Annotated in this window: 23 protein-coding genes and 1 riboswitch; of the genes, 10 read left to right on the forward strand and 13 right to left on the reverse strand. The window is 68.3% G+C overall.

Going from position 1 to position 26,619, the window contains the following annotated elements:
* Nucleotides 1-43: 43 nt before the first annotated feature.
* Nucleotides 44-340: a metal-sensing transcriptional repressor gene (locus ACTIGJ_RS08775; protein ID WP_439639923.1), complete on the forward strand. Its 297-nt coding sequence runs from the start codon at nucleotides 44-46 to the stop codon at nucleotides 338-340.
* A 63-nt stretch (nucleotides 341-403) separates the two neighbouring features.
* On the opposite strand, the gene ACTIGJ_RS08780 is transcribed toward ACTIGJ_RS08775, so the two are convergent.
* On the reverse strand, nucleotides 404-2,755 hold the full coding sequence (locus tag ACTIGJ_RS08780) for an alpha/beta hydrolase (protein WP_439639924.1): 2,352 nt from the start codon (nucleotides 2,753-2,755) through the stop codon (nucleotides 404-406).
* A 382-nt stretch (nucleotides 2,756-3,137) separates the two neighbouring features.
* Between ACTIGJ_RS08780 and ACTIGJ_RS08785 the strand changes: the two genes are divergently transcribed.
* Complete coding sequence (locus ACTIGJ_RS08785) at nucleotides 3,138-3,494, forward strand: hypothetical protein (protein ID WP_439639925.1); 357 nt, start codon at nucleotides 3,138-3,140, stop codon at nucleotides 3,492-3,494.
* A gap of 10 nt (nucleotides 3,495-3,504) precedes the next feature.
* Here the strand turns inward: ACTIGJ_RS08785 and ACTIGJ_RS08790 are convergent, their stop codons facing one another.
* The 5 genes from ACTIGJ_RS08790 to ACTIGJ_RS08810 form a co-directional block, all read right to left on the reverse strand.
* Entirely contained in the window at nucleotides 3,505-3,903 is a 399-nt protein-coding gene (locus ACTIGJ_RS08790; RefSeq protein ID WP_439639926.1) for a hypothetical protein, read from the reverse strand.
* Entirely contained in the window at nucleotides 3,900-5,699 is a 1,800-nt protein-coding gene (locus ACTIGJ_RS08795) for an FAD-dependent oxidoreductase (RefSeq protein WP_439639927.1), read from the reverse strand. The genes ACTIGJ_RS08790 and ACTIGJ_RS08795 overlap by 4 nt, the downstream gene beginning before the upstream one ends.
* 63 nt (nucleotides 5,700-5,762) lie before the next feature.
* Nucleotides 5,763-7,040 (reverse strand): aromatic ring-hydroxylating oxygenase subunit alpha, encoded by a 1,278-nt coding sequence (locus ACTIGJ_RS08800; RefSeq protein ID WP_439639928.1) that lies wholly within the window; start codon nucleotides 7,038-7,040, stop codon nucleotides 5,763-5,765.
* A gap of 16 nt (nucleotides 7,041-7,056) precedes the next feature.
* On the reverse strand, nucleotides 7,057-7,416 hold the full coding sequence (locus ACTIGJ_RS08805) for a hypothetical protein (protein ID WP_439639929.1): 360 nt from the start codon (nucleotides 7,414-7,416) through the stop codon (nucleotides 7,057-7,059).
* A 56-nt stretch (nucleotides 7,417-7,472) separates the two neighbouring features.
* Entirely contained in the window at nucleotides 7,473-7,724 is a 252-nt protein-coding gene (locus ACTIGJ_RS08810) for a tautomerase family protein (RefSeq protein ID WP_439639930.1), read from the reverse strand.
* 142 nt (nucleotides 7,725-7,866) lie between these two features.
* Here ACTIGJ_RS08810 and ACTIGJ_RS08815 point away from each other — a divergent pair, with 142 nt between their 5' ends.
* Nucleotides 7,867-8,811 (forward strand): LysR family transcriptional regulator, encoded by a 945-nt coding sequence (locus ACTIGJ_RS08815; protein WP_439639931.1) that lies wholly within the window; start codon nucleotides 7,867-7,869, stop codon nucleotides 8,809-8,811.
* 21 nt (nucleotides 8,812-8,832) lie between these two features.
* Here the strand turns inward: ACTIGJ_RS08815 and ACTIGJ_RS08820 are convergent, their stop codons facing one another.
* From ACTIGJ_RS08820 to ACTIGJ_RS08835, 4 genes are all read right to left on the reverse strand, one after another.
* The gene (locus ACTIGJ_RS08820) at nucleotides 8,833-9,606 is read right to left on the reverse strand and encodes a carbonic anhydrase (RefSeq protein WP_439639932.1); all 774 of its coding nucleotides are present in this window, start codon (nucleotides 9,604-9,606) and stop codon (nucleotides 8,833-8,835) included.
* Between the two features lie 44 nt (nucleotides 9,607-9,650).
* Nucleotides 9,651-11,408 carry a SulP family inorganic anion transporter gene (locus tag ACTIGJ_RS08825; protein ID WP_439639933.1) on the reverse strand — a complete coding sequence of 586 codons (1,758 nt, stop codon included), beginning with the start codon at nucleotides 11,406-11,408 and terminating at the stop codon, nucleotides 9,651-9,653.
* A complete protein-coding gene (locus ACTIGJ_RS08830; protein ID WP_439639934.1) occupies nucleotides 11,401-12,096 on the reverse strand; it encodes an MBL fold metallo-hydrolase in 696 nt (231 codons plus the stop codon). The genes ACTIGJ_RS08825 and ACTIGJ_RS08830 overlap by 8 nt, the downstream gene beginning before the upstream one ends.
* A gap of 104 nt (nucleotides 12,097-12,200) precedes the next feature.
* Nucleotides 12,201-13,196: an AraC family transcriptional regulator gene (locus tag ACTIGJ_RS08835; RefSeq protein WP_439639935.1), complete on the reverse strand. Its 996-nt coding sequence runs from the start codon at nucleotides 13,194-13,196 to the stop codon at nucleotides 12,201-12,203.
* 122 nt (nucleotides 13,197-13,318) lie between these two features.
* Here ACTIGJ_RS08835 and ACTIGJ_RS08840 point away from each other — a divergent pair, with 122 nt between their 5' ends.
* Nucleotides 13,319-14,230: a sterol desaturase family protein gene (locus ACTIGJ_RS08840; RefSeq protein WP_439640048.1), complete on the forward strand. Its 912-nt coding sequence runs from the start codon at nucleotides 13,319-13,321 to the stop codon at nucleotides 14,228-14,230.
* On the opposite strand, the gene ACTIGJ_RS08845 is transcribed toward ACTIGJ_RS08840, so the two are convergent.
* Nucleotides 14,219-15,784 (reverse strand): NCS2 family permease, encoded by a 1,566-nt coding sequence (locus tag ACTIGJ_RS08845; RefSeq protein WP_439639936.1) that lies wholly within the window; start codon nucleotides 15,782-15,784, stop codon nucleotides 14,219-14,221. The two genes, ACTIGJ_RS08840 and ACTIGJ_RS08845, sit on opposite strands and share 12 nt — an antisense overlap.
* 109 nt (nucleotides 15,785-15,893) lie before the next feature.
* A complete protein-coding gene (locus ACTIGJ_RS08850) occupies nucleotides 15,894-16,907 on the reverse strand; it encodes an NAD-dependent epimerase/dehydratase family protein (protein WP_439639937.1) in 1,014 nt (337 codons plus the stop codon).
* Nucleotides 16,908-17,026: 119 nt separating this feature from the next.
* Here ACTIGJ_RS08850 and hrpA point away from each other — a divergent pair, with 119 nt between their 5' ends.
* Entirely contained in the window at nucleotides 17,027-20,845 is a 3,819-nt protein-coding gene (hrpA, locus tag ACTIGJ_RS08855; RefSeq protein WP_439639938.1) for an ATP-dependent RNA helicase HrpA, read from the forward strand.
* A gap of 77 nt (nucleotides 20,846-20,922) precedes the next feature.
* On the opposite strand, the gene ACTIGJ_RS08860 is transcribed toward hrpA, so the two are convergent.
* Complete coding sequence (locus ACTIGJ_RS08860; RefSeq protein ID WP_439639939.1) at nucleotides 20,923-22,452, reverse strand: hypothetical protein; 1,530 nt, start codon at nucleotides 22,450-22,452, stop codon at nucleotides 20,923-20,925.
* Between the two features lie 294 nt (nucleotides 22,453-22,746).
* On the opposite strand from ACTIGJ_RS08860, the gene pyrF reads away from it, so the two are divergent.
* The 5 genes from pyrF (at nucleotide 22,747) to hemP (ending at nucleotide 26,589) form a co-directional block, all read left to right on the forward strand.
* Nucleotides 22,747-23,478 (forward strand): orotidine-5'-phosphate decarboxylase, encoded by a 732-nt coding sequence (gene pyrF, locus ACTIGJ_RS08865; protein ID WP_439639940.1) that lies wholly within the window; start codon nucleotides 22,747-22,749, stop codon nucleotides 23,476-23,478.
* A complete protein-coding gene (hemE, locus tag ACTIGJ_RS08870) occupies nucleotides 23,475-24,569 on the forward strand; it encodes a uroporphyrinogen decarboxylase (protein ID WP_439639941.1) in 1,095 nt (364 codons plus the stop codon). Before pyrF ends, hemE begins: the two co-directional genes overlap by 4 nt.
* A gap of 4 nt (nucleotides 24,570-24,573) precedes the next feature.
* Nucleotides 24,574-25,491 (forward strand): acetyltransferase, encoded by a 918-nt coding sequence (locus ACTIGJ_RS08875; protein WP_439639942.1) that lies wholly within the window; start codon nucleotides 24,574-24,576, stop codon nucleotides 25,489-25,491.
* A gap of 4 nt (nucleotides 25,492-25,495) precedes the next feature.
* Nucleotides 25,496-25,620, forward strand: a riboswitch (yybP-ykoY riboswitch).
* A 92-nt stretch (nucleotides 25,621-25,712) separates the two neighbouring features.
* A complete protein-coding gene (locus ACTIGJ_RS08880) occupies nucleotides 25,713-26,285 on the forward strand; it encodes a TMEM165/GDT1 family protein (RefSeq protein WP_439639943.1) in 573 nt (190 codons plus the stop codon).
* Nucleotides 26,286-26,445: 160 nt separating this feature from the next.
* Nucleotides 26,446-26,589: a hemin uptake protein HemP gene (gene hemP, locus ACTIGJ_RS08885; protein WP_439639944.1), complete on the forward strand. Its 144-nt coding sequence runs from the start codon at nucleotides 26,446-26,448 to the stop codon at nucleotides 26,587-26,589.
* Nucleotides 26,590-26,619 lie beyond the last annotated feature (30 nt).

Genomic DNA, 26,619 nt, shown 5'->3' on the forward strand with positions numbered 1-26,619 from the left:
TATGGGGTATGTAAAACGTGAGCGGAACGCATCCGTAAATGCATTGCCGGAAGCGAATGGCAGCGCCTCGGATGCCGCCAGCGACGACCACCGGCAGGCGGTGGTGATGCGACTGCGGCGGGTCGAAGGCCAGATTCGCGGCGTGCTGGCGATGATCGAAGCCGAAACCCCGTGCGACACGGTGGCCCAGCAGCTCGCCGCCGCCCGCAAGGCGCTGGACCGCGCCTTCTACGAGATGATGGCCTGTGACTTCGAGCAGGAAATCGCCCGCAGCAGCGATCCGGCGCAGCTGGCGCGGCGACTGGCCGAGAAGACGCGGCTGCTGGCCAAGTACGGCTGAAGGTCGTCCACCGGCGCTTGCGGCTGTCCGTCTGGCCGCAGCGTCACCACAGGCAGCCCGGCCTCAGCGCAGCGACGGCAGCACGCCGATGGAGGTCATGAAGGCTTCGTCGTCGCGGTCGGCCTGCTCGGTTGCGCTCGATGACAGCCGGTGACGGCCGCCCGCGACGCTCTTGTACTGGCAGCGGATACCCAGCTGGCGGATCTGGCTGCAGGCGGCGATCGTGGTCGACTGCGGCACCTGCTCGTCGGCATTGCCGTGGATCATGATGACCGGCGGCATGCCGGCCTTCAGGTTGCGCGCCGGCGAAATCGCGTTGGAAACCGGGAAGAAGTAGTCGGTGCTCGGCGAAGCGAAGGTCCCGTCGCCGACGCCGACCTCGATGGCGCCGCTGCGGATCGATACGGCCGCCACCGGGAACGGCGGCGTGCTGGCCGGATCGGTCGTTGCCGGCGGCTCCGGCAGGGCAGCGAAGAAGGCACTGCCGCCGCCCGAGGAACCGCCGGCGACGACGACGCGCAGCGGGTCGACGCCCAGCATGGCTGCGTTGTCCATGACCCATTTGATGACCAGCCGGTTGTCGTCGGCAATGGCGACCGGCGAACTGCCGAAGCGGTCGTTGACCCGATAGTCCGGCGCGATGCCGACATAGCCCGAGCGCTTGGCCCAGCTCCGGGCGGCGCCGATCGCCGATTCGGCGTCGCCGTGGTTGTAGCCGCCACCGAAGAACTGCACGCGAGCGGCCCTGCGATCCTGCGCTGTCCAGCCAGGGGGGTAAGCGACGAACACGCGCAGCGGCACGGGTGAAAGCGCGCGGTAGATGTAGCCGGTCACGCCGTCGAACGCGGACTTCGTCGCGGCGACCGGGTCCGCCGAGGTGCTGATGGTGAGGCTTGACGACTGCGAGCCGAGGCTCAGCTTGACGGTCGCGCTCTTGCCATATTCGGCGACCGCCTTCGCCTGCACGGTGATCGAGTCGCCATTGATGGCGGTGCCGTCGGTCGACACGTAGCGCCCGCCGTTGATGCTGTAGTAGCCACCTGTGACTTTCACCGCAACGGCCTTGCGGGCGTTGCGGACCACCACCGGCTGGGTGGTGACGATGCTGCCCGGCGGAACCACGCCACCGGCGTACAGATCGGCGTTGACGAGCTTGAAGGCGTTCGGCGCGCTCGGCGTCTTGGCGGTGACCTTCCAGGTCGCCTGCCGGGACTTGCTGATGCCGCTGCCGATCGTCAGCGTGGCCGATTGGGCCTGCCCGGAGGTGGCTGCGGCGAGCATCTTCAGGGTGACCAGGTCGCCGGGCATCACCATGCCCTCCAGCGCCGTATAGGCTCCGCCGTTGATGTTGTAGTCGGCGCCGCTGACCTTGATCGGCGTCGCCGAATTGATGTTGCCGACCAGCACCGGCGAACTGATCACCTCGGTTCCCGGGGGCACGGTGGCGGCGCGGAAGGCGAAGGCGTCCGGCACCTGGTCGATGGCGGCATCGCTTCGCACGAAGAACGTGGCGCCGACGCCGCCGATGGTGATCGAGCCGCTGCGCAGTTCGTTCAACAGCGCGGCCGACGTGACATACAGCGCCACCTTGTCGCCGGCATTGACGACGCCCGGCAGCGACGAGAACGGCCCGCCATTGATCTGGAACGGTGTTCCGTCGGGGCTGGCGATCGGCGCTGGTGCGGCGATGCCCGACACCGTGATCGTGCTGCTGGTCTGTCCCATGGTCGGCAGGCCGTTGACCGGGCCGGAAAACTGGAACGGGTTGGGGACGGTGTCGGCGCCGTCGTTGACGACCGAGAACGGCGCGCTTCGATTGCCGATGTTCAGCGTCGCCGTGGCGCTGTTGGCCGGCGCGGTGGCGGCGATCACCGAAACGCGGACGGCGTCGCCGCTGACGACCTGCCCCTCGGCGGCCGTCCAGGCGCCGCCGTTGATGCTGTACAGCCCGCCGGCAATCGACACCGGCACCGCCGTATTGATGCCGGACACCGTGACGGCGTCGCTGAAGTACTCAAGCCCCGGCGCGGCGCCGAGGACCGGCGAGAAGCGGAACAGGTCCGGTGTCGCGCGGCGCGTGACGGTACTGACCACGAAGGGGCTGGTGACGCTGCCGACGGTGACGGCGATGCTGCGGGTCTCGCCGAAATTCTCGGCGGCCTCAGCCTTGAGCCGAATGCTGTCACCGTTGCGAACCAGGCCGACGCCGGACGAAAACGCGCTGCCGTTGATGCTGTAGCTGCCGGCGGAGACGCTGATCGGCGCATCGACATCAAGGCCGTAGACGGTGAATGGCGCGCTGGTCACCTCGCTGCGCAGCGAGGCGTCTCGTTGCGGGGCGATCGCGAACGGGTCCGGCTCCGCGCCGGCCGCATGTGCGGCGGGCATCACCAGCGGCAGGACGCTGCACAGCAATGCAGGCAGGAGACGTGGAGCAATGACAGAGGCCATTGGAGTTTCCCTGGAGTCCGAAGCGGAAGAAGTTGCGGGGCCGGCGAGCCGGTTGTCGTGAATCAGGTGTCAGAAAAACGAAACGGCGTGACAGCTGATGCGTTACGTGAAGTGCCCAGGTCCGGATGCAGGTGCCGGCCATGACAGTTGGCGATCGGATGGCAAAAGCTGCAGTGCTCGCTGACCTTCGTCTCGATAGCCTTGCCAGGCGTTCATGATCAAAGTCAGTCCCCCGATCCGATCCGATGTGACGTGACGCAAGTCGCGTTGCAAGCCGGCGCCGCCATCATGGGGCAGTCGGGTGCGAGGTGTTGCGTGAACGGCACGACACGACTGCGCTTCTGTGATGGGCCGCACAGTTCGAGGAGCGGCGGGGGCGCGGTCGTCAGCGGGAACCTGGCTGCCGACGATTGCTCACCGATGCGGTGGAAGTCCGGGCGATGCCATCACGCCGGCGGCTGCACAGCAGCTCCGCATCTACAGCGAGATCATCGACGGCGACGACGTCGCGTTTGTCGACACCGTGCTGGAGCGGGTCCGGCCGCTGATCGCCGCAGGCCGTGCCGCCTGCGAAACTCGGCGGCTGATTCGCCAGACGATGGCGCCGGCGCCGGCGCCGCACGTGCAGCTGGCAGCCGAGCAGGCCTCGCTGGTCGCGAGCCCGCAGGTCAGCGGCCGGCTGAAGCAGGCGCTGGGGCTGTAGCCGCGCGGCTTCAGTTGTCCGGCGCGCCGGCCTCGATCCAGCGCTGGATCAGCGTCAGCTGGCCATCGTCGAGCGGCCTCGGCGGATCGTTCATCGGCATCCGGTTGCCGCTGCCGCCCGCGCTCAGCTGGGTGCCGCGCAGCTTGTGGATCAGGTAGCTCTGCGCCGCCGAGCCGGGCGTGACTCTCGGCATCGGCGCTTCGCTGCTCGCCGCCAGCAGCGAGGCACGGGCGACGCGGCGGCCGAGATTCAGGCCGCCGTTCTCGGCACCGGTGACATGGCAGAACACGCACTGGGCGTCGAGGATCGGCTGCACCTGCGTCCTGAAGCTGATGCCTGCGTCGTTGTTGTCGGCGATCGCCGCAGACGGGGCGATCAGCAGCATCAATGCGGCCAGTCGCCGCCTCATGTCCGGACGCCCTCGCCGGCCGCAGCCGCGCCGGCCAGATAGCCGAAGGTCATCGCCGGGCCGATGGTGCCGCCGCCGGCCCAGTAGGCCGCGCCGGCCGGGCTGGCGATGCAGTCGCCGGCCGCGTACAGGCGCGGAATCGGTTGCGACCGGGCATCGAGTACCTGGCCTTTCGGGTTGATCACCGGGCCGCCCTTGGTATCGAGCGTGCCGGCGCCGAGGATCACCGCGTAGTACGGGCCACGGTCGGCGATCGGGTGCATCGTGATGTTTGGATACGGGTTCGGCGCCTTCGCGGCATTCATGAACTGGAAGGCGATCTCGATCGTCGCCTGACCGCGCGCGTAGTCCTCGTCGACGCCTTTCTTCGCCGCCGCGTTGTAACGCTTGATGCTGGCGCGCAGGTTGCGCAGGAAAGCCTTGTCGAGCGCCAGGCCGCCGGTGTGGGCGGCGATCTTCGCCAGCCGCGCCTCGATGTTGGCGGCCAGCGCTTCGAGCGTGGCGCCCTCGATGATCTGATCGAGTCTGGCGTTCGCGGCCGGAATCGGGTCGTAGCCGGCGTAGTGCTTGGCGGTGCGCGCGTCCCAGATCATGAAGCCGAGCAGGTTCGGGTATTCGCCCCGCACCGGGTCCCAGATGAAGTGGGCCTGGGTGCGCTCGTTGTACTGGATCTTCTCGTTGACGAAGCGGCGGCCGTGACGATTGACCTGGATCATGCTGTCGCCTGGCGCGGACCAGACATCGACCGGCACGCTGCGCGTCTTCAGCGCCACTTCGACCGGCACCTGACCCCACCAGGCGTTGCTCATGTTGCCGAGCACCGCACCGGCGCGCTGGGCGATACCGATGAAGTCGCCGGTCGAGCCGGGTGCCGCGCAGCCGCCCCAGATGTGGCCTTTCAGATGGCTGCGCGCCAGCTCCGGGTTGTGGGTGAAGCCGCCGCTGGCGAACACCACCGCGCGGCGCGCCTTGAAGGCGACCGGCGCGGCATCGCCGCGATCGACCCGCAGGCCGCTGATCGTGCCGCCGGCATCGCGGGTGACATCGAGCACCGCATGATCGAGCAGCAGCTGGATCGGCAGCTTGTCGAAGCCCTGCTGCAGCTGCCACAGCAGCGATTCGCCGGCACCGCCGCCGTTCGGCCAGATCACCCGTTCCGGATGGCCGCTGACATCGGGCACCAGCGAGCGGCCGCGACGCACGGTGTTTTCCGGCAGGTCCGAGTAGTAGTCCGGATAGGCCTTGCCTTCCCAAGTGGTCCACGGCACGAGTTTCAGGCCGGTGCTGGCGACCAGCGTGTCGACCACGCGGCTGCCGTGGTCGTAGAACGCGGCGATCAGATCGAACTCGGGCTGGCTGATGCCGAGCAGCGGATCGCTGGCCAGATACCGCTGCGGATGCGCCAGCCGCACCATATAGCGCAGCGCGTCGATGCGGGTGTCGGCCACGCCCTGCGACTTCAGCCAGGCGTTGTCCGGAATCCAGAACACGCCGCCGGACTTGGCGGTGGTGCCGCCCTTGAACGGCAGCTTCTCCAGCATGATCACGCTGGCGCCGCGGCTGGCAGCGGCCAGCGCCGCCGCTGTGCCGGCCACGCCGCTGCCGACGATCAGCACATCGGCCTCGGCCACCCAGTTCGGGTCGGTTGCGGCTGCTTCGGCCGGCGCCGGCAGCAGCGCGGCGGACGCGGCGAACGAACCGGCCGCAAGGCCTTTCAGCACGGCGCGTCGCGATGGCAGGGTCGTGTCGGCGGCAACGGAATCGGCAGCGGTGGCGCGGCGTTCATCGTGGGTCATGCGGGGCTCTCCTGATCGCGACGGCCGGGTCCGGCCGCCGTCGTTGTATGGGATCGAGGCGTGTCAGCGCAGCGCGTCGGCGACCCGATCCGCTTTCACCCAGCGGTCGAGCACGTGCAGCGAGTGGCGGATCAGCATTTCCGCGTCCTGCAGGATCATCGTGTCCTTGGCGCCGCTCTCCAGCCCGCGCTGGATGCGCTCGCAGTTGGTGACGTCCTCCAGCACCACCTCGGCCCAGCGGCAGGCGTAGTGCTCCAGCTGCAGGCGATGGCGGATCGACATCGTCTTCGGGATGTAGATCTTCAGCGTCCAGTGCGTGCGGTCGTGGGCCACCGGCCAGAACTCGTGGGTCCAGAAGCCGCCGGTGGAGTAGTCGATGTTGAAGTTCGGGAAGATCCAGGTGACATCGGCTGACCAGTTCGGATTCTTGGTCGGGTTGATCGCCGGGTGGGCGGTCAGCGCCGCGGCGTTGTCGCTGGCGTCGCCGCCGAGCACGCCGCCGGTGTCCTGCACGTAGACCAGCGCCTCGACCTTCGACGTCGGCGCCGGCACGTAGTGCGGGTTGCCGTAGGCGGAGAAGTGCCGGTGGATGCCGTGCGCCATCGCGCTCAGGGGCCGCGCGTAGCGGTTCTCCTCGGGATGGGCGAAGCCCGGCGCCAGCGTCGCCGGGTGCAGGCTCGGCACGTGGTAAGGCTCGGCGAAGGCGTCGGCGATCAGCTTCCAGTTGGCCTTGAAATCGGCCTGGATGACGATGGTCTCGTCGAGATTGAAGTACGGAATGCCGGCGTAGCGGGTGCCGAACGGGCCGAGGAATTCGGCCAGCGACACTTCCGGCTGGCGCTGGTGATTGAGGAAGATGAAGCCTTCCCAGACTTCGCAGCTGATCGGCGTCAGGCCGCAGGTCTTCTTGTCGAGATCGAAGAAATGCTTCTGGTCGGGCACGCCGATCAGGTCGCCGTCGTTGCGGTACTGCCAGTTGTGATAGCGGCAGACCAGCCGTTCGGCGACGCCACAGGTCTGATTGACCACCAGATTGCCGCGATGGCTGCAGACGTTGTGGAAGGCGCGGATCTTGTCGTGCTTGTCGCGTGTCACCAGCACCGAGGCCTTCCAGATCTCGATGTCCTTGGTGAAGTAGCTGTTCGGCTGCGGCAGCTGCTCGACCCGGCCGATGCACAGCCAGGCGCGCTTGAACACGCGCTCGCGTTCCAGCTCGAAGTACTCGGGCGAGCGGTACGGCTCCACCGGTACCGGGCCGGTGCCGAGGCCGGCGGCCAGGGTGAAGCTGCGTTCGTCGATGACGTGCCTGCCGGCCGCCGGGTTATCGATCACTGCGCTCATGTCGGTCTGCTCCGTCTCAGATCCGGCCGCCATGCGGCCACGGGCCCTGGGAAATCCGTACCGCGCTCGGCCACGTCGAATCGTGGGCGCGCGGTTGGCCGTGCATCTCCACCGCGATCGCTGCGTGGTTCATCGCCAGCAGCAGCTTGAACAGCCGCTCGCTGGCGGGTGGCATCTGGCCGAGCGCGAATTGCTCGCAGTGGACGATGGCCTGCTCGGCGCAGCCGACGATGGCGTCGTAGAAGCGCTGGATGTCGTCCATCGCGGCGGTGGAGCGCGCCGCCCGGCGCTGGTCGTTGGTGTCCAGCGACCAGTACGGCACGAAGGCCTCCAGCGCCTCGAAGCCCGGCGGCAGGCGGGTGCTTGTTGCGGTCATGCGGTTCTCCTCATCGCGTGGCGCCGTCCGCTTCTGCCGGCGGATCGGCGGTGTCGCTACCGGGTGATGGCGTCGATCGCAGGCGGCACGACGGTGGCCGTGTCGCGCCGGCGCTTCGACAGCGGCAGCTCGCCGGCGGTGATGCCGGCCAGCGCGAAGTGTTCCGGCCCGAGTTCGTGGATCAGCACGCGGACCGACTCCGCCGGCACGCCCAGCGCGCTCACCGCTGCCCGGCTGAGGGCCGCGTGCAGGTCGCGCTTCTGCGCCGTGCTGCGGCCTTCAAGCATGTTGACCTGGATGATCGGCATCGGAAGTCGCCTCTACGGAGTTGCGCTGTCATCGGTGGCGGCATCGAAACTAGTGGCGGGGGCGGTATCCGTCTAATACCTTTGGCCGCTCCGGGTGATACAAGATCGGCATCGCCCACTGCTGAAATCAGGGCTTCCGCGCATGGCTTCGAGTTTCATGGACTTCCGCCGGCTCAGCTGCTTCGTGGCCGTGGTGGAGCAGAAGAGTTTCCGGGCGGCCGCGCTGAAGCTGCATATCTCGCAGCCGCCGCTGACGCGCCACGTGCAGATGCTCGAGGAATCGCTCGGCGTGCAGCTGCTGGTGCGCAGCGCCGCCGGCGTGGAACCGACGGCGGCCGGCCAACTGTTCTTCGAGGAAGCCCGCAACCTGCTGGCACTGGCCCAGCAGGCCGGCGAGCGCGTAAAGCTGGCCGGTCAGGGCCGCATCGGCCGGCTTGATGTCGGCGTGTTCGGCTCGGCGGTGCTCGGCGCGATCCCGAAGATCGTCCGCGCGTTCCGCGAACGTCTGCCGAATGTCGAGGTGGTGCTGCACAGCCTCGATCGCGCGGCCCAGCTGAAGGCGCTGCGCGAGCGGCGCATCGATGTCGGTTTCAACCGCTTCTTCACCGAGGAGCCGGATCTGGCCTGGGAAGTGATCCAGACCGAGCCGATGTCGGTCGTGGTGCCGGAGCGTCATCCGCTGGCGAAGCGCGCCAGCCTGTCGCTGGCCGAGTTGGCGCGCGAGCCGCTGGTGCTGTATCCGCGGGCACCAAGGCCCGGTTTCATCGACTACCTGATGCGCCTGTTCCACGACCGCGGGCTGACGCCGCAGCGGGTCCAGGAAGTGGATGATGTCCTGACCGCTGCCGCGCTGGTGGCTTCCAACCTGGGCCTGAGCCTGGTCACCGAATCCGGCCGCAGTCTGAGCATTCCCGGCATCGTCCACGTGCCGTTGGCGCCGGCCGACCGGGCGACGGTGGCGCTGTGCATCATCCACCGCCGTTTCGACGATGCCGCGATCCCGCGCGCCTTCGTCGAGGTCGCGCGGTCGCTGGGCCAGGCGGCGACCGAAGCCGACCGGCCGGGCAAGCGCCGCCGGTCGCGCTGATCGACCCCCGCCGGTCCGCCCTTACGGGTGCGCGGGCGCGTGTGCGCGATGGGCGTAGACGGTGCGCGCGTTCAGCGGCTGGATCGGCCGCGCGTTGTGCGAGTACAGCTTCTTGAAGCTGGCGATCTGCTGCTTGGAGGCCTGGATCGGGTGTTCCAGCACATACCAGGCGACGTGCTCGGCGCATGGCGGCGTGGTCAGCGAGCCCTCGTAATAGAAGTAGCTGAGATCCTTCGGCAGCAGCGAGGCCGGATCGACGACATCGTCGACGTCGTGGTCGCCGTCGGCGTCCTTCGGCAGGTGGCTCAGCACATGGTCGAGCGCCGGATTCCGCTTGCCGTTGCGGATCATCACGCCGAGCACCGCCAGGTGACCTTCGTCGTCGCGATGAACCATGTGCAGTTCCATCGCGTAGGTCTTGCCGTCGAGGTGTTCCTCGGATGGCGTGTGGAAGTGGAACTGCGCCAGGTGATAGCGGTGATCGCCGACGCTCAGCGTGTCGTCGTCCGGCGCGTTGACCTGCACGGTATGGCCGTTGTTGAGGATGCGCAGCGGCGCCGTGTGGTAGTGGACGTCGAGGTCCGGCAGATCGGCGCGTGGCGTGGCGTGGCTGATGTTGATCGGCGACTGAGCCTTGCCGCGCGCGCATTCGCCGAAGTCCGGCGCCAGCTCGGCCCAGTGCTTCGGGCCGTGATCCCCGTCGTAGTTCCAGTCGATGTGCCCCGGGGCCGGATCGGCCAGTGCGGAAGAGCCGATCATGACGCCAAGCACTGCCAGAACGAGTTGCCGCTTCATCGCACACTCCAAGGACGGGGATTTGTAAAAATTATGTCACCAAATCATCTCCCGAGCGCACGAATCGCGGCGATCGCGCGGTGCGCCGATAGGTGCACCCGCTGCGGTCCGAGCGCGGCCAGCAAGTCGGTGCCGGCCAGGCGGTCCATCACCGGGCCCTTGACCTCGGCCAGGTGCAGCCGGCTGCCGTTCTGGCGCAGCGCCTGCTCCAGACCTTCGAGCACGTCGAGTCCGCTGGTGTCGACATAGGCCACGCCGGACATCACCAGCACCACGTCCTTCGGCTGCCTGGCTTCGACGATGTGGGCCTGCAGCTCCGATTCGACGCGCGGCGCATTGGCGAAGTACAGCGTCTCGTCGATGCGCATCAGCAGCAGGTCCGGCCAGGTGCGCACCTCGTGACGCAGCACGTTGCGGAAATGTTCGCTGTCGCCAACCTGGCCGACCACGGCGATGTGCGGCCGGCTGGTGCGGTACAGGAACAGCAGCAGCGACAGCCCGGCGCCGATCATCAATCCGCCTTCCACGCCGAGCGCCAGCACGCCGGCGATGGTTGCCGCCTGGGCGGCGCCATCGCCGCGGTCGTAGCGCCAGCTGTGACGCAGGCTGGAGAAATCCACCAGCTGCCAGACGGCGACGACGATGATCGCCGCCAGCACCGCCTTCGGCAGCGGCGCCAGCAGGCCGGTGAACAGCAGCGCCGCCAGCGCCACCCACAGCGCGGTGACCACTGCCGCCAGCTGGGTCCGCGCACCGGCCTCGTAGTTGACCATCGAGCGGGCGAAGCCGCCGGCCACCGGCATCGCACCGGCGACAGACGCGATCAGGTTGGTGCTGCCGAGCGCCAGCAGTTCGCGGTCCGGGTCGATCTTCTCCTGCCGCCGGAAGGCCAGCGCCTTGGCCACCGAGATGCTTTCGACGTAGCCGATGATCGCGATCATCGCCGCCGGCGCCAGCAGCCGCTGCCAGCCGTCTTCGGCCAGGACGCGCAGCGACAGCCGGGGCAGCCCGTGCGGAATTTCGCCGACCACGGCGACTGCCCAGCTGCCGTGGGCGTCGAAGGCCGACGACAGCACCGTGCTGGCGATCACCAGCAGCAGTGGCGCGGTGCGGCCGATGCTGCCGGCGGTTTCGCGTTTCAGCCCGAAGCCGGTCAGCAGCCGCTGCAGCGGCGCACGGGCGGCGAACAGCAGGGTCATCGCACCGAGGCCGAAGGCCAGCGTCGGCAGGTTCAGCCGGTCGCGGCCCAGGAACAGGGCCTGGACAATGCCGTCGGCGCCGGCATCGCGCGGCACCGGAATGCCGGTCAGGCCGGAGAGCTGGGTGCCGATGATGTACAGCGCCGCGCCGGTGGTGAAGCCGGACAGCACCGGGTGGCTGATGAAATGGGTCAGCCAGCCCAGCTTCAGTGCCGCCATCGCCAGCAGGATCACGCCGCTTAAGCCCGACAGCATCAGCGCGCCGGTCAGGTAGCGGGCCGGATCGTTGCCGGCATAGGGAATCAGGGCCGCCGACACCATTACCGCCGCCACTGCCACCGGCCCCACCGCCAGGACCCGGCTGGAACCGAGCAGGGCGTAGACGATCACCGGCAGGACACTGGCGTACAGGCCGACTTCCGGTGGCAGCCCGGCCAGCAGCGCATAGGCCAGCGCCTGCGGAATCAGCAGGATCGCCGTGATGGTGCCGGCCAGGCCGTCCTGCGCAAGGTCGGACGGGCCGCTGCGGCGCAGATCAGCGAGCAGCGGAAACAGCTTCAGCCAGCCGGGCCCGGCGTTGTCATCGGCCACGGCCTCAGGCATTCCCGCAGGCCAGGTTGGCGGGCACCGCGATGTCCATCAGCTTCGGGTTCGGCAGGTTCAGGCCATTCATGATCGCCACGTACTCGGCCTCGGTCTTGCCGGCCAGGCGCGGGTTGTGGCGCTTTTCCTCGCCGATCGAGGAGGCATTCCAGCCCTTGTAGTCGTGGCCGGGATAGACGGTGACCGTGTCCGGCAGCCGGAACAGCCGGTTGACGATCGAATCCCAGCTCTTGCGTGGGTCGCCGCCCTGGAAATCGGTGCGGCCGCTGCCGCGGATCAGCAGCACGTCGCCGGTGAACACGGCTTCCGGATGCGCCGGGTCGAGCACGAAGCTGAACGATTCGTCGGTGTGGCCCGGCGTGTAGAGCGCCTGCAGGCGGATGCCGTCGACGTTCAGCGTCTCGCCGTCGCGGATCTGTTCCGACACGCAGCTGGCCTTGGTGAACTCGCCCATGATCGTCACGCAGCCGGTGGCGGTGCGCAGGTCGCCGAGCGCGGTGATGTGGTCGGCATGGGTGTGGGTGTCGATGGCACGGACCAGCCGCAGCTCCAGCGCGTCGATGGCGGCGAGGTAGTGATGGGCCTGCTCCTTCACCGGATCGATGATCACGGCCTCGCGCCCCCGGCCGGAGGCCATGAGGTAGGTGTAGGTGCTGGAAACCGGGTCGAAGAACTGGCGGAAGATCATGGCGGGTGTCGCGTCGGGGGAGTCTTATGAATAAATTGCATAACGTTATTCAAATATGATTTTACGACCCGAGCGGCGCGGATACAACGCGGGGCGGTCGGCGATCAGCGCTGGCCCCGGCGCCAATGACTGGGCGCGATGCCGGTCCAGCGCTGGAACGCACGGGTGAATGCGGCCTGGTCGGTGTAGCCGAGCAGCTGCGCCACCTCGGCAAGCTTCAGGCGGGAATCCGCCAGCCAGGACTCCGCCAGCTGCCGGCGAGTGTCATCGAGCGCCCGCTGAAACGTCGAGCCGGCAGCCGCCAGCCGCCGTTGCAGCGTTCGTGCCGAACAGTGCAGCCGCGTCGCGCAGGCCGCCAGGCTGGCGTCGCCGGAGCGCAGGCCGGCGGCCATCGTTTCGCGCAGCCGGCGCTCGAAATCGTCGGCCGGCGGCAGCCGCGCCAGCAGCGCCCGCGCCTGGGCATCGAGCAGCGCGTGCAGCGCCGGATCGGGCTGGCGCAGCGGCGCGGCAATCAGCGTCGGCGACAGCAGCACCTGCGTGGTGGCGGCCGCGAAGCCGACCGGGCAGCCGAAGAACGCGTGGTACGGGCCGACATCGGCGGGCGCCGGATTGATGAAGCGCACCGCCACCGGCGCGGCATCCGGCTGCGCGGTGATGTTGCGGGCATAAGCGACCAGCGCCGCGATCGCGCATTCGTCGACCCGCTGGCCGGGCCGGCCGCGCTCGTCGCCCCATTCCAGCGCCACGCCCTCGGCCAGCATCGTCACCCGCACCTGGTTGACGTCGTAGACCAGCCGTTCGTAATCGGCGAGCCGCGCCAGCGCCTGGCCCAGCGTGGCGCTGCACAGCGTCAGGTAGCCCAGCAGCCCGAAGTGCGACGGCTGGATGCCGGCGCCGACCTTCAGCCCCAGCGCCGGTTCCTGCAGCACGGCATCGGCCCGCGCCAGCAGCGCCGCCCAGTGCGTCACCGGCACGCGCAGCAGCCCGCTGCCGTCATCGGTCGGCAAGGCTTCGCCCAGCACCGCCTGCGCGTCGTGGCCACGCCGCGCGAGGTATTCGTGCAGCAGGCGCACGTAGGTGGCGGAAACCTGTCCCTGCATCGGCGGCGCGTCGGTCCGGCGGTGGCGTGAAAGATCAAAAGAATGGCGGTGGACGATCAAGCCGCGCAAGCGGAATCGGTCGAAAATCCACGCCATAACGACGAGGAGATAGCGCCGTGGTGATGGAACTGATCGACACGATGTTCGGCCCGCACATCGACTGGAAGCAGGTGGTGCTGACCGCGATGACGCCGCTGTTCCTGATCGCCTTCGCGATCGAATGGCAGGTGATGCGCGGTCGTGGCCGCCGCGAGCCGTTCCAGATCAAGGAGATCGTCGCCAACCTGATGCTCGGCGGCGCGTACCAGGTCTTCGAGGTCATCGCCCATGCGCTGGTCACGGCGGCGGCCGTCGCCTGGTTCTGGCAGCACCGGCTGATCGACGAACTGCCGGTCAATGGCTGGACCATCGTGCCGATCTTATTCGCCGTGGAGTTCTGCTACTACGGGTTCCACCGGGGCAGCCATCGCATCCGCTGGTTCTGGAGCGCCCACGTCGTCCATCACACCGGCACCGTGATGAACATGACCACGGCGATGCGCCAGAGCCTGCTGTACTCGATCACCGGCTGGTGGCTGTTCTGGATGCCGATGGTGCTGCTCGGCGTGCATCCGTCGGTGGTGTTCTTCCTGTACGGCGTCAACCTCGCCTACCAGTACTTCGTGCACACCGAAGTGGTCGACAAGCTGCATCCGTGGATCGAATACGTGTTCAACACGCCCTCGCATCACCGCGTGCACCACGGCCGCAATCCGCAGTACATCGACAAGAACTTCGGCGGCGCGCTGATCCTGTTCGACCGCTGGTTCGGCACGTTCGAGCCGGAGGGCGAGCGGGTCGACTACGGCATCGCCCAGCGCCAGCCGACTAGCTACAACGCGATCACCCTGAATTTCCACGAGTTCGCCGACATGTGGCGCGATGTGCTGCGCCCGGGTCGTCTGATCGACCGCCTGAAAGTGCTGGTGATGCCGCCTGAATGGCAGCGCCCGGCCACGGCCGCTGTCACGGCTGCCACCGACTCAGTGCGCTGACGGCCCGTCGTCCGGCACGGTCAGCCAGCGGGTTGCGACCAGCACGCCGGCCGCCGCCAGATAAGCCATCACGAACGGCCAGGCCGGCTGCAAGCTCAGGCTGGTGTCAGCGCCGGTGTAGCGGAACGAGTGCATCAGGCCGGTGGCCGACAGCGCGGCGGCGACCCCCATCCAGATGGCGGCGGTGACGAAGCGGCGCTCGATGATCGCCACCGTCGCCGCCGACAGGATCATCGCGCTGAACACCACGCCCTGCTCCAGCGCGAACGCGCCTTCGGCCCAGACGTCCGCCGCATGGAAGGCCGGCAGCAGTGCCTCGGTGATGCCCGGCCCGCCTTCGGTGCCGGCCCCGGCCGCGCGCAGGCCGGCCTTCAGCATCAAGGCCCCCCACATCGCCAGCCCCGGCAGCAGGCCGACCACCACGGCCGGGAAGTGCGCCTTCGGCGTTGCATCGAACGCCTGCACGCTCATGACGATGCCGATCCACAGCAGGATCGCGATGCCGGCGTCGATCGGCACCGCCCAGGCCACGTGGGCAATCGTGCCGCTGAAGCACAGCAGCGCAATGAACAGTCCGCTCAGGGTCGAGTAGCCGGCGCGGGCGCCCATCGCCTTCCAGCCCGGATGGCCGATGTACAGCGTGGTCGGAAAGCAGGAGCCGAAGGCGCTGGCGATCAGGGTGGCGATGCCGTTGACGGCCAGCGACGAGCGGGTGTCGTAGCGATCGCCGGCGGCTTCCGCCGATTCCAGGTTCTGCATCGAGCCGACCACCGAGATCAGGCCCATCGGCACGATCACCGCCGCGTAGGCCATGAACTGCTCGAAGCGCAGGCTGTCCCGCAGCGCGCCGAGCACCGGCACCGGCAGCGCCAGCCGCGCCGGCGGCGGCAGCGGGCCGGTCGGCGCCAGCCCGAGCGTCCAGCCCAGGGCGATGCCGAGCAGCAGTACCACGACGCCCACCGGCAGCCCGCCCCGGAAGCGGACGCGGCCGAAGTAGCCGATCAGCACCACCGTCAGCGTGACGATGCCGATCAGCGGGTGCGCGTACGCCCGCATCAGGAAGCCGAGCGCGATGAAGGCCAGCGCCAGCCCGGCCAGTGTCGACAAGAGTGCTGCACGCGGCGTGTGGCGGCGCACCCAGCCGGCCACGAAGGCGCCGGCGAATTCGATGACGCCGGTGCCGAAGCAGGCCAGCAGCCCGGCCTGCCAGGCGGCGCGGGCCGGGTCGGCGCTGCCGGCGGCGATCGCCGCGAGCTTGGCCGGCAGCATCACCAGGAACACGAACGAGAACACGGTGATCGTGTTCAGCCCGAACGGCAGCGCGCAGACGTCGTCGCGGCCTTCACGCGCGGCCAGCTTGCGCGCCTGCCAGGCGTAGAACAGGTTGCCGACCAGCAGCGACACCGCCGCCCCGGGCAGCACGGTGCCGAGCAGCAGCGCATCGTCGAAGCCGAGCACGAAGTGGCCGAGCCCGGAAATCAGCAGCAGCAGCACCAGGTTGTCGAGCGCCAGTCCGACGAAGCCATCGAGATCGCCGCGGACGAAGGCCTTCACCGGCGCGCCCCCGACGTCGGAGCGAAGCGACGGACGCGGGGCGGCAGAAGCGAATCATCATCGGCGATGACGCGGGCAGGGTTCGGCATGAGTGGAGCCAGGAAGAGAATCAGGAGCGCGCTGACGCAGGACCGGTGCCAACCGGATACGGGCCCGGCCCGGCGGGCGGCGCATCGTGATACGGCTTGCGGCCGACGACCAGCGCCAGCGGGCTGCGCCAGTCCTCGTTGCGCGCCAGCCTGGCGATCAGCGCCGCGAAATCCCAGCGCGGCTGCCAGCCCAGCTGCTCGCGCGCCAGACGGTTGTCGTAGACGCGGTCGAGGCTGTCGGCCATCCGCCAGCCCCAGCGCGCATATTCCGCTGCGTACTGCGGCAGCCGTTCGCGCAGCACGGCCGCCGGATCGCGGCGCAGTGCTGCGGCATCGGCCGGCAGGAACGGCGTGGTGGCGCTGATGATGTAACAGCCGTGGCCGATCGCCGCTGCCCGCTCGATCGCCAGCAGGTGGGCGCCGACCACGTCCTCGATCTCGACCCGGCGATGCAGGAATTCGTTGAGCTTCAGGTTGGTGTCGGCAAAGGCGGCACGGGCAGTGCTGTCGTCGTCCGCTTCCGGGAAGAAGCGCGAAGTGCGCAGCACCACGCATGGCAGCCGATGCAGGCGATGGAACAGCTGGCAGAGGTCTTCGGCAGCCAGCTTGGTGGCGCCGTAGATGTTCTTCGACACCGGCATCACGGCCTCGGTGATCCACGCCGCCGGTGCATCGGCGGGTGGGGTCAGCGCGGCACCGAAGGCACTGGTCGTGCTGGTGTAGACGAAGGCACGCACGCCGGCTTTTACGGCGGCTTCGAGCAGGTTCAGCGTGCCGCTGATGTTGGTGTCGACGAACTGCTGCCGCGTGTGGGTTTCGACGTGCGGCTTGTGCAGCGTCGCGGTATGCAGCACCGCGTCGATGCCGTCGTCCATGCAGGCGGCAACGAAGGCGGCATCGGCGATCGAGCCGACGCGATCGGTGAACGGTGACGGCTTGATGTCGATGCCGACGGCCTCGTCGCCGCGCGCCTGCAGCGTGCGGATCAGCGCTTCGCCCAGATGGCCGCTGCTGCCGGTGACCAGTACCTTCATGCCCGCTCGCCCTGCCGTGATCAGGGCGCGATTTCACGCGCCGGGAGCCGATCGCGCAAGCGGCCGGCACGCACGGGGGCTGCCGTATCATGGCGGCCGCTCCCGCTGTGCCGCCGCCCGTGACCGCCACGCCCTCGCTGCAAGCCCGTTTCGACCTGATCCGCGACCAGCTGCTGCTGCGCGATGCCGCGCGGCTGGCGCGCACCATGGCGGGCGCGCGCAACAACCCGAAGTTCGACGTCGCTCGTTTCGAGAAGGACGTCGAAGCCGCCCTGCTGGCCGCCGAGAACCGTGCGCGGCTGCGTCCGGAAACCATCCGCTACCCGGCCGAGCTGCCGGTGGTGCAGGCCAAGGACGAGCTGATCACCGCGATCCGCGACCATCAGGTCGTTGTCGTCTGCGGCGAGACGGGCTCCGGCAAGACCACGCAGTTGCCAAAGCTGTGCCTGGAACTCGGCCGCGGCACGCGCGGCCTGATCGGCCATACCCAGCCGCGCCGGCTGGCGGCACGCAGTGTCGCCAACCGCATCGCCGCCGAACTCGACGGCAAGGTCGGCGAGCTGGTCGGCTTCGAGACGCGCTTCGATCGCCGGATGTCGGAGCGCAGCCTGATCAAGCTGATGACCGACGGCATCCTGCTCGCGGAACTCAGCCGCGATCGCGAGCTGCTGGCCTACGACACGATCATCATCGACGAGGCCCACGAGCGCAGCCTCAACATCGACTTCCTGCTCGGCTGGCTGAAGCGGCTGCTGCCGCGCCGGCCGGAACTGAAAGTCATCATCACCTCGGCCACGCTCGATCCGGAAAAGCTGGCCCGGCACTTCGCCAATGCGCGCGGCGAGCCCGCGCCGATCCTGCTGGTCGAAGGCCGCACCTATCCGGTCGAGATGCGTTACCGCGAACCGGATCAGGATGACGATCTTGAAGGCGCGGTCGCCAACGGCATCGACAGCCTGTGGCAGTCCGGCCGCGTCGGCGACACCCTGGTCTTCCTGCCGGGGGAACGGGAGATCAATGATCTCGCCCGCAGCCTGCCCGGCCGCTTCCCGCGCGCCGAGGTGCTGCCGCTGTACTCGCGGCTGCCGGCGGAGAAACAGGACAAGGTGTTCTCCAGCGGCGGTGCGCCGCGCATCGTGCTGGCTACCAACGTTGCCGAAACCTCGGTGACCGTGCCTGGCATCCGCTATGTCGTCGACACCGGCACCGCGCGCATCAACCGCTTCTCGCCGCGCCTCGGCGTGCAGCAGCTGCAGATCGAGAACGTCTCGCAGGCTGCGGCGAATCAGCGTGCCGGCCGCTGCGGGCGTGTCGGCCCCGGCGTCTGCCTTCGGCTCTACGATCAGCCGAACTTCGAGACGCGGCCGGCGTTCACCGATCCGGAAATCCTGCGCTCGAACCTCGCCGGCGTGATCCTGCAGATGGCGTCGCTCGGTCTGGGTGATGTCGACGATTTCCCCTGGCTCGATGCGCCGGAAGGCCGTCACATCGCCGAGGGTTACCGGCTGCTGCAGACGCTCGGCGCGCTCGATGACGCCAAGCGCATCACCCCGCTCGGCCGCGATCTCGGCCGGCTGCCGCTCGATCCGCGCATCGCGCGCATCGCGGTCGCCGCACGCGGCACCGCGTATCGCGAGCATGTCTGGGTGCTGGCGGCCGCACTCTCGGTGCAGGACCCGCACGAGGTGCCGCCGGACCAGCAGAACGCCGCACGGCTCAAGCACGCCGAGTGGCGGCATCCGAAGTCCGATTTCTTCACCTTGCTGAACCTGTGGGCGCGCTACCAGCAGTGGAGTGCGGCCAGCTCCAATCGCCAGCTGCGGAAAGTCTGCAAGGAGCATTTCGTGAGCTACCTGCGGCTGGAGGAATGGGAGTCGGTCCACAAGCAGATCGTCGACATGCTGGGCAAGGATGACGCCCAGAAGCCGAAGACCGACCAGCCGCTCGACAAGCTCTATCCCGACATCCACAAGGCGCTGCTCGCCGGCCTGATCGATCACATCGGCCAGAAGGATCGCGAGAAGCCGGATTTCAACGGTCCCCGAGGCCGGCGCTTCAAGGTGTTTCCGGGCTCCACCCTTTCGAAGAAGCCGCCGCTGTGGATGATGAGCGCGCAGCTGGCGCAGACCAGCCAGCTGTTCGGCCGCGTCAATGCCGAGATCCAGCCGGAATGGCTCGCCGATGTCGCGCCGCATCTGGTCAAGCGCGTGCTGCAGGACCCGGTCTGGCATGCCGAACGCGGCGAAGTCACGGCGATGGAAGTGGTCACCTTGTTCGGCATGCAGGTGCTGCGGCGCGCCCGCCATTACGGCCGCGACGAGCCGGCGCATGCGCGGGAGATCTTCATCCGCGAAGCGCTGGTGCGCGGCGAGATGCCGAACAAACCGGCCTTCCTCGAGAAGAACCTCGCGCTCTGTGACGACGTTCGCGACAAGGAAGCGCGGCTGCGCCGCCCGGACCTGCTTGCCGACGACGCGCAGTTCTTCGACTTCTACGACACCTTGCTGCCGGCCGATATCTGCACCACGGTCGGCCTGAAGAACTGGTTGCGCAAGGAGCCGGCCGCGCAGCGCCAGCTGACGATGGCCGAAGCCGACGCGCTGAAGCCTGGCGCCAACGCCGACGTCGCCAGCCTGTTCCCGGATCATCTGGATCTTGCCGGGCAGCGCATCGAACTGAGCTATTCGCACGAGCCGGGTGCGGATGAGGACGGCGTGACCTTCGAGATTCCGATCGCCGCCCTGTTCCAGCTACCAGCTGCGCGCTTCGACTGGCTGGTGCCCGGCCTCCTGCCAGCCAAGATCGAAGCGCTGATCCGCTCCTTGCCGATGCAGTTGCGCCGGCTGTGCACGCCGGCTGCGGAGTACGCGAACGCGATCGCCAATGCCGCGAATCCGGCGTCAGGCGAGTTGCTCGATGCGATCTGCGCGAAGTTCCGCGACATGAACGGCGTGCAGCTGAAGCCGGAGGATTTCGCGCTGCCCAAGCTTGAGGCGCACCTGAAGCCACGGCTGGTGCTGGTCGGGGCGGACGGCAAGGCGATCGGCGAAGCGGAGTCGCTGGTCGCGCTGCAGCAGCGCTTCGGCGGCGCGGCCCGTACCGAACTCGGCAAGCGCGCCGAGGCGAGCCCCGAGGCGAAGCGCTGGACGCGCGACGTGGTGCTCGACTGGGATTTCGGCGCGATGCCGACGTTCATCGAAGTGAGTGGCGCCCGCGCCTATCCGGCCCTAGTCAGTGCCAACGAGCGCATCGGCTTGAAGCTGTTCGAATCTGCCGAGGCCGCGAACCAGGCCCATGCGATCGGCACCCAGGCGCTGCTGCTGGCCCGGGTCGCCGACCGGCTCAAGGATCTGGCGAAGACCGCTCGCGCCAAGCTCGGCATCTCGCTGGCGCAGACCGGGCTATCCGCCGAACAGCTGGCGCTTCGGGTTGCCGAACGGGCGGCGCGCAGCTACTGGAATCCGGCGGCGATCCGCGACGAAGCTGCGTTCCATGCCGCACTCGCCAAGCGCGGCGAGTTCGGTCGCGAGGCGGTCAAGCGGCTGGAAGAAGTCTGCGCCTGGCTGGTGGCCGGCATGGAGTTGCGCAAGAAGCTGGATGCCACCGCCAAGCCCTGGCCGGACGCCAATGCCGATCTGCGCCAGCAGCTGCAGACCCTGTTCGCGCCTGGCTTCATCGACCAGATTCCGGACGAGGCCTGGCCGCGCATCGCGGTCTATCTGAAAGCGGCGACGATCCGCGCCGAACGCCTGCCGCACAAGCCGCAGCGCGATCTGGAGATGCTCAAGCAGATCCGCGCCGTGTCCCAGCATCTGAAGGGCCCGTTCCACCCGGCCCGCTGGCTGATCGAGGAATGGCGCATCGCGCTGTTCGCGCAGGAACTCAAGGCCCAGGGCTCGCCGAGCGCGGCCCGGATCCAGGCTTTGCTGGCGACTTGATCGAGGCCGGCCCGATGGCGATCGGGCCGGTCTAGAGCGTGTCGAAAGTGCCCGCTGCGCTGTCGATGATCGCGCGATCAGCGCAGGGCCGCGTGCTTGACCGGCGGCACGGTCAGCAGCTGTTCGAGGCGGTCGGCGTCGTCGAAATGCCGGCTGCCGGCAACGGCGGTCGGCACTCGGCCGAGCACGTGAAGCGCGCCGGGTGCGACGACCCGATCGCCGGCCAGTCGGGCCTGCTCATCGTCGCGGATGCCGGGGATCACGCCGCTGACGTCGTAGAGGCTGCGGGTCTTGCCGTCGCCGGCCGGCAAGGTGAATACCTCTTCGTAGTGCCGCAGCTGGTAGGCGTTGCCCGCTGTGCCGGCAGCGCTGGCGGTGGCCAGCGGAACGACCCGGGTCAGGGCATGGCTGCCGGCGGAAAGCCGCAGGGCGACCGACCCGGTGATCGGTTCGGCCTGCGGGAACAGCGGGCCGTTGTCGTCGGCCTTCGAGCGGGCCGGACGGCGCTTCAGTGGCTGGGCGGCGAACCACAGGTGATCGCGGCCGCTGGCGTTGACGCTTTCGTAGATCAGCGGCTGGGCGTTGGTGTCGAGGGTGACGCGCCAGATCAGGCTGTCCAGCGCGCCGCTGTTGCCTTCGCGGCCGGCGAACCAGATGAAGTAGTTGAGCTGGGTCAGCGTCTGGCCGCCGAGGCGGGTGAAGGTGATGTAGTAGTGCAAGCGCGGCTGCGCCGGATCGACGGTAAACGCGCCATCTCGGACGACCGGCGCACCTGGCTGGTCACGCACGCCGGCGGTTTCGATCCACAGGGCCGGCGCATGCCGTTCGGCGAACGCGCGCCACTGCGATTCGATCAGTGCCGGCACGCCGAGTTCGTCCGGCACGGCCTTGCCGTAGCCGGCTTCGATCAGGCGCAGGTCCTCGACCGGCGTCGCGGTCCACAGCGTGAGGGTGGTGTCGGCCGGGCTGGTCGGCAACGCGCCGCTGAAGCGCTTGCGGACATCGGCGTCGTGCGTGGCGACGGCCTTGCGCTGCTGCTCGGTCAGCGGCGGTGCTTTCGGCCGGTACTCGCTGCCCGGCACGACCTGGCGGCGCAGGAACGCCAGGTTGTCGTCCTCGAACATCTCCAGGCTGGCGAGGCCGCCGCCGCAGGCCAGCAGGTCGTAGCGCCAGGTGCCGATTTCCTGTTCGGACATGCCGAGGTTGCGGTATTCGAATTCGCGCGCTTCCTGGTCGAATTCGCGCATCCGCCGCATCCAGCCGGCAGTGTCGTCGAGCCCCTTGACCTCGTCCTTGTACGAGGCCGCGTAGCGATCGGTCCGGAAGTACGGGAAACCGGGCACCCGGTAGTAGCTGCCGTCGCGAACCCCGGCGGCGTCGACGCGGGCGTCCATCTCGGCGTACTTGGCGCGGCAGTTCTTGTAGGCCTTGAGGATGCCGGTGAAGACGTCGGGGTCGAGCGGTGCCGGCAGCACCGGTTCGGCGCTGGCGCCGGCCCCGGCGGTCGCCGTGGTAACCGCCAGTGCGGCAGCGGCCAGCAGGCGCGCGGCACGCGGCCGGATGATCGCGGGGGCGGAGAATTTCGACAGCACGCTCGACTCGGACATGGCGCGGCTCGGATGGTCGGACAGATGGCATTGATGACGGAGCCGCCGGCCCGCAGCAACGGAGGGATGACCCTGTGTTGCGGCGGGGCTGACCGCCCTGCGGACGATGATGCGGGGGCCGTTGGTGGTGCAGCAAACCGGCTGCACCGACGGCCACGCATGCACTTCTGTACGTGAGCGGACAGCCATCCGATGCACGGCTAGAATGCCGCTGTCAGTTGTACTGGACACTGGCAAGGCCGGCGCGCTGCGCGGGGCGGCACTCGACGTTGTTTTTATTCGGAATCTGAAACCTTGAGCGAAAGCCGCAGCAGCATCGCCCCTCGCGACCGCCTGATCGTCGCCCTCGATGTCCCGGAAGCCGATGACGCCCGCCAGCTGGTCGAACGCATCGACGATGGCGCCACGTTCTACAAGATCGGCATGGAGCTGTGCATGGCGCCGGGCTTCTTCGAACTGCTGGGCTGGCTGCGTCGGCAGGACAAGAAGGTGTTCGTCGACCTGAAGTTCTTCGATATTCCGGAAACAGTCGCCCGCGCCGTGTCGCGGCTGTCCGAGCAGGGCGCGCAGTTCTGCACCATTCACGGCAACCAGTCGATCATGCAGGCGGCGGCGAAAGCCAAGTCCAACGGCCTGAAGGTGCTGGCGGTGACGGCGCTGACCAGCCTCGATCGCGGTGATCTCAACGACCTCGGCTTTGCTTGCGACGTCGAGGCGCTGGTGCTGTCCAGGGCCCGCCGGGCGCTGGCGGCCGGCTGCGACGGCGTGGTGTCGTCGGGGCTCGAAGTCGCCAAGCTGCGCCGGGAAGCGCCGCAGGAACTGATTTGCGTCACCCCCGGCATCCGCCCGGTGGACAACGATGTGGCGGCCGGTGTCGGCGACCAGAAGCGGGTGATGACCCCGACCCTGGCGCTGCAGGCGGGCGCCGACTATCTCGTCGTCGGCCGGCCGATCCGAGATGCACAAGACCCCCGCGCTGCGGCGCTGGCCATCCAAACCGAAATCGCAGGCGCGCTCGCATCATGACCATCCTCAAGCCCGAAGTTCTGCAGAACGATCGCTTTCTCCGGGCGCTGAAGCGCCAGCCGGTCGACCGCACGCCGGTCTGGCTGATGCGCCAGGCCGGCCGTTATCTGGCCGAGTACCGCGCCACGCGGGCCCGCGCCGGCAATTTCATGAACCTGTGCAAGTCGCCGGACATGGCCTGCGAGGTGACCCTGCAGCCGATCGATCGTTACGGCTTCGACGCGGCGATCCTGTTCTCCGACATCCTGACCGTGCCGGATGCGATGGGGCTCGGTCTGCATTTCACCGAAGGCGAAGGCCCGGCCTTCGAAAAGACCGTGCGCACTGCCGACGACATCGCCCGGCTTCCGATTCCGGACCCGGAAACCGAGCTGCGCTACGTGATCGACGGCGTCCGCGCCTGCAAGAAAGGCCTGGCCGGCCGGGTGCCGCTGATCGGCTTCGCCGGCAGCCCTTGGACGCTTGCGACCTACATGATCGAGGGCAGCGGCTCGAAGGATTTCCGTCACGCCAAGGCGATGCGCTACGGCGCGCCGCACTTGCTGAAGGCGCTGCTCGACAAGCTCACCGAAAGCGTCGCGCTGTATCTGGCCGCGCAGGCCGACGCCGGCGCCAATGCGTTGATGATCTTCGACACCTGGGGCGGTGTGCTTGACCGCGAGGGCTACAAGTTCTTCTCGCTGGCCTCGATGGCGAAACTGGTCGATCGCCTCAAGGTGCTGGCGCCCGGCGTGCCGGTGATCCTGTTCTCCAAGGGCTGCGGCCAGTTCCTGATCGAGATGTCGGCGACCGGCTGCGCGGGCTTGGGTGTGGACTGGACCACCAACATCGGCGATGCCCGCAACATGGTCAGCGGCAGCGTGGCACTGCAGGGCAACTTCGATCCCGCCGCGCTGTTCGCGCCGCCGGAAACGATTCGCGAACTGGTCGGCAAGATCCTCGACGACTACGGCCCGCACAACGGTCACATCTTCAACCTGGGCCACGGCATCGTGCCCGGCACGCCGCCGGAGAACGTCGCGGCGCTGGTCGAAGCGGTGCGCGAGCTGAGTCCGCAGTATCACGAGACGGCGGAAGTCGAGGCGCCCTGAGTCGATGAAGCGCTGGTTGCCGCCCCAGGCCATCGGGGTTCTGACGTTCCTGGCGATGCTCGTGGTGCTGCTGGTCTGGGCGGGCATGCTGATCCTGCCCGCCGCGCTGCTGAAACTGCTGCTGCAGCCATTTCCGGCGCTCACGCGGCCGCTCGATGCCTGGATCGCCTGGTGCGCGAACCACGGCTGGGTTGGCTGGAACCAGCAGGTGTTCCGGGTGCTGCACGGCCGGCGCGAGAACTGCGCGATCCACGGCCAGCTGGACCCGACGCGCAGCTGGATGATCGTTGCCAACCACCAGAGCTGGGCCGACATCCTGATCCTGTTCGACGTGATGTACGGCCGTACCCCGTTCCCGCGCTTTTTCATGAAGCGCGAGCTGATCTGGATTCCGCTGGTCGGCTTCGTCTGCTGGGCGCTGGACATGCCGTTCATGAAGCGCAATTCGGCCGCAGCGATCGCGAAGAATCCGGGTCTGCGCAACGATGATCTCGAAACCACCCGGCGTTTCTGCGACAAGTTCAAGCGGCGTCCGATCGCGGTCGTCAACTTCCTTGAAGGCACCCGCTACACGCCGGCGAAGGCAGCGGCCAAGGGCTCGCCGTACCGGCATCTGCTGCGACCGAAGTCCGGCGGCTTCAGCTTCACGCTGAATGCGATGGGCGAGCAGTTCGCCGGGCTCATCGACGTGACCCTGATCTATCGCCCGACCGGCAACGCGCGCTCCAAGCTATGGAGCTGGCTGTGCGGCGAGCAGAACGCAGCCTTCGTGCAGGTGGATGTCAAGCCGCTGCCGGCGGACCTGCTCGGCGGCCATTACCAGGATGATGAGGCGTTCCGCGAGCGCTTCCAGCATTGGGTCAACGGCCTGTGGGCCGACAAGGACGCGCTGATCGCCCGGCAGCGCGATGCAATCGGGTAGACTGCGCCCGCTCATTGGGGAGTAGTCACCCGGCGTGCGGTCGGTCATCCGGCTCGCGATGGATCGGGGGATGCGTCAACACAATCGGCTTTACGGCCGTGGCGCATCCAGATCGGGAAGCCCTTTCCCGCATCAGGCGAGACCTTTGACGCGCAGTCCTCCCCGGGTCGGGCGGGGCCGCGTGTCAATCGTCCACGTTCGCCTGACCCCGAGTCCCTCCCATGCTTGAAGCTTTCGGTGTTTCCACGGCGGTTGTCGCGATCGGCGAGATCGGCGACAAGACCCAGCTGCTGGCGCTGCTGCTGGCCTGCCGTTTCCGCAATGCCCGCTGGCCGATCCTGGCCGGCATCCTGGTTGCCACCATCGCCAACCACGGGCTGGCCGGCCTGTTCGGGGCCTGGGTGCGAGATCAGTTCGCGCCTGACACCCTGCGCTGGATCGTCGGTCTGACCTTTCTCGGCATCGCCGCCTGGGCGCTGGTGCCGGACACGCTTGACGATGAGGAGCCGAAGCCGGTCGGCCGCTACGGTGTTTTCGCGCTGACCGTGGTGACCTTCTTCCTGGCCGAGATCGGCGACAAGACCCAACTGGCGACCGTGACCCTGGCGGCGCGCTACGACGCGCTGCTCGCCGTGGTTTGCGGCACCACGCTGGGCATGATGATCGCCGACGCGCCGGCCGTGATCTTCGCGGCACAGCTGACCCGCAAGCTGTCGTTTGCGGCGATCCGCTATATCGCGGCGGCGCTGTTTGCGGCGCTGGGCGTTGCCGCCTTGCTGGGTGTCGGCGGCTGAGCCCGGGGCGGGGCCGGAACGGGCGGACTTGCGGTGATTGGTTTATCTAATGATAATCATTCGCAAGAAAGCCCCTCTCTGGACGCTGATCGTCATGCCCGCATTCGACCGTGATCTCGCTGATGCCAACCGCGCCGATGCGCCGAGGATTGCTGCCGCCGTGCCTGACACGCGTATGGCCGGCGACGACGAACTCGATACCCGGACGCTGTTCGCGGACAGCCGCCGCCGGGTGATCGTCCATCAGGGCGAACGCTATTGCCTGCAGCTGACGCGCGCCGGCAAGCTGCTGCTGACCAAGTGATCCCGGTCGCCGTCCCTCCGCCCGACTGTC

The sequence above is a fragment of the Nevskia sp. genome (assembly GCF_051860985.1).
Classification (GTDB): domain Bacteria; phylum Pseudomonadota; class Gammaproteobacteria; order Nevskiales; family Nevskiaceae; genus Nevskia.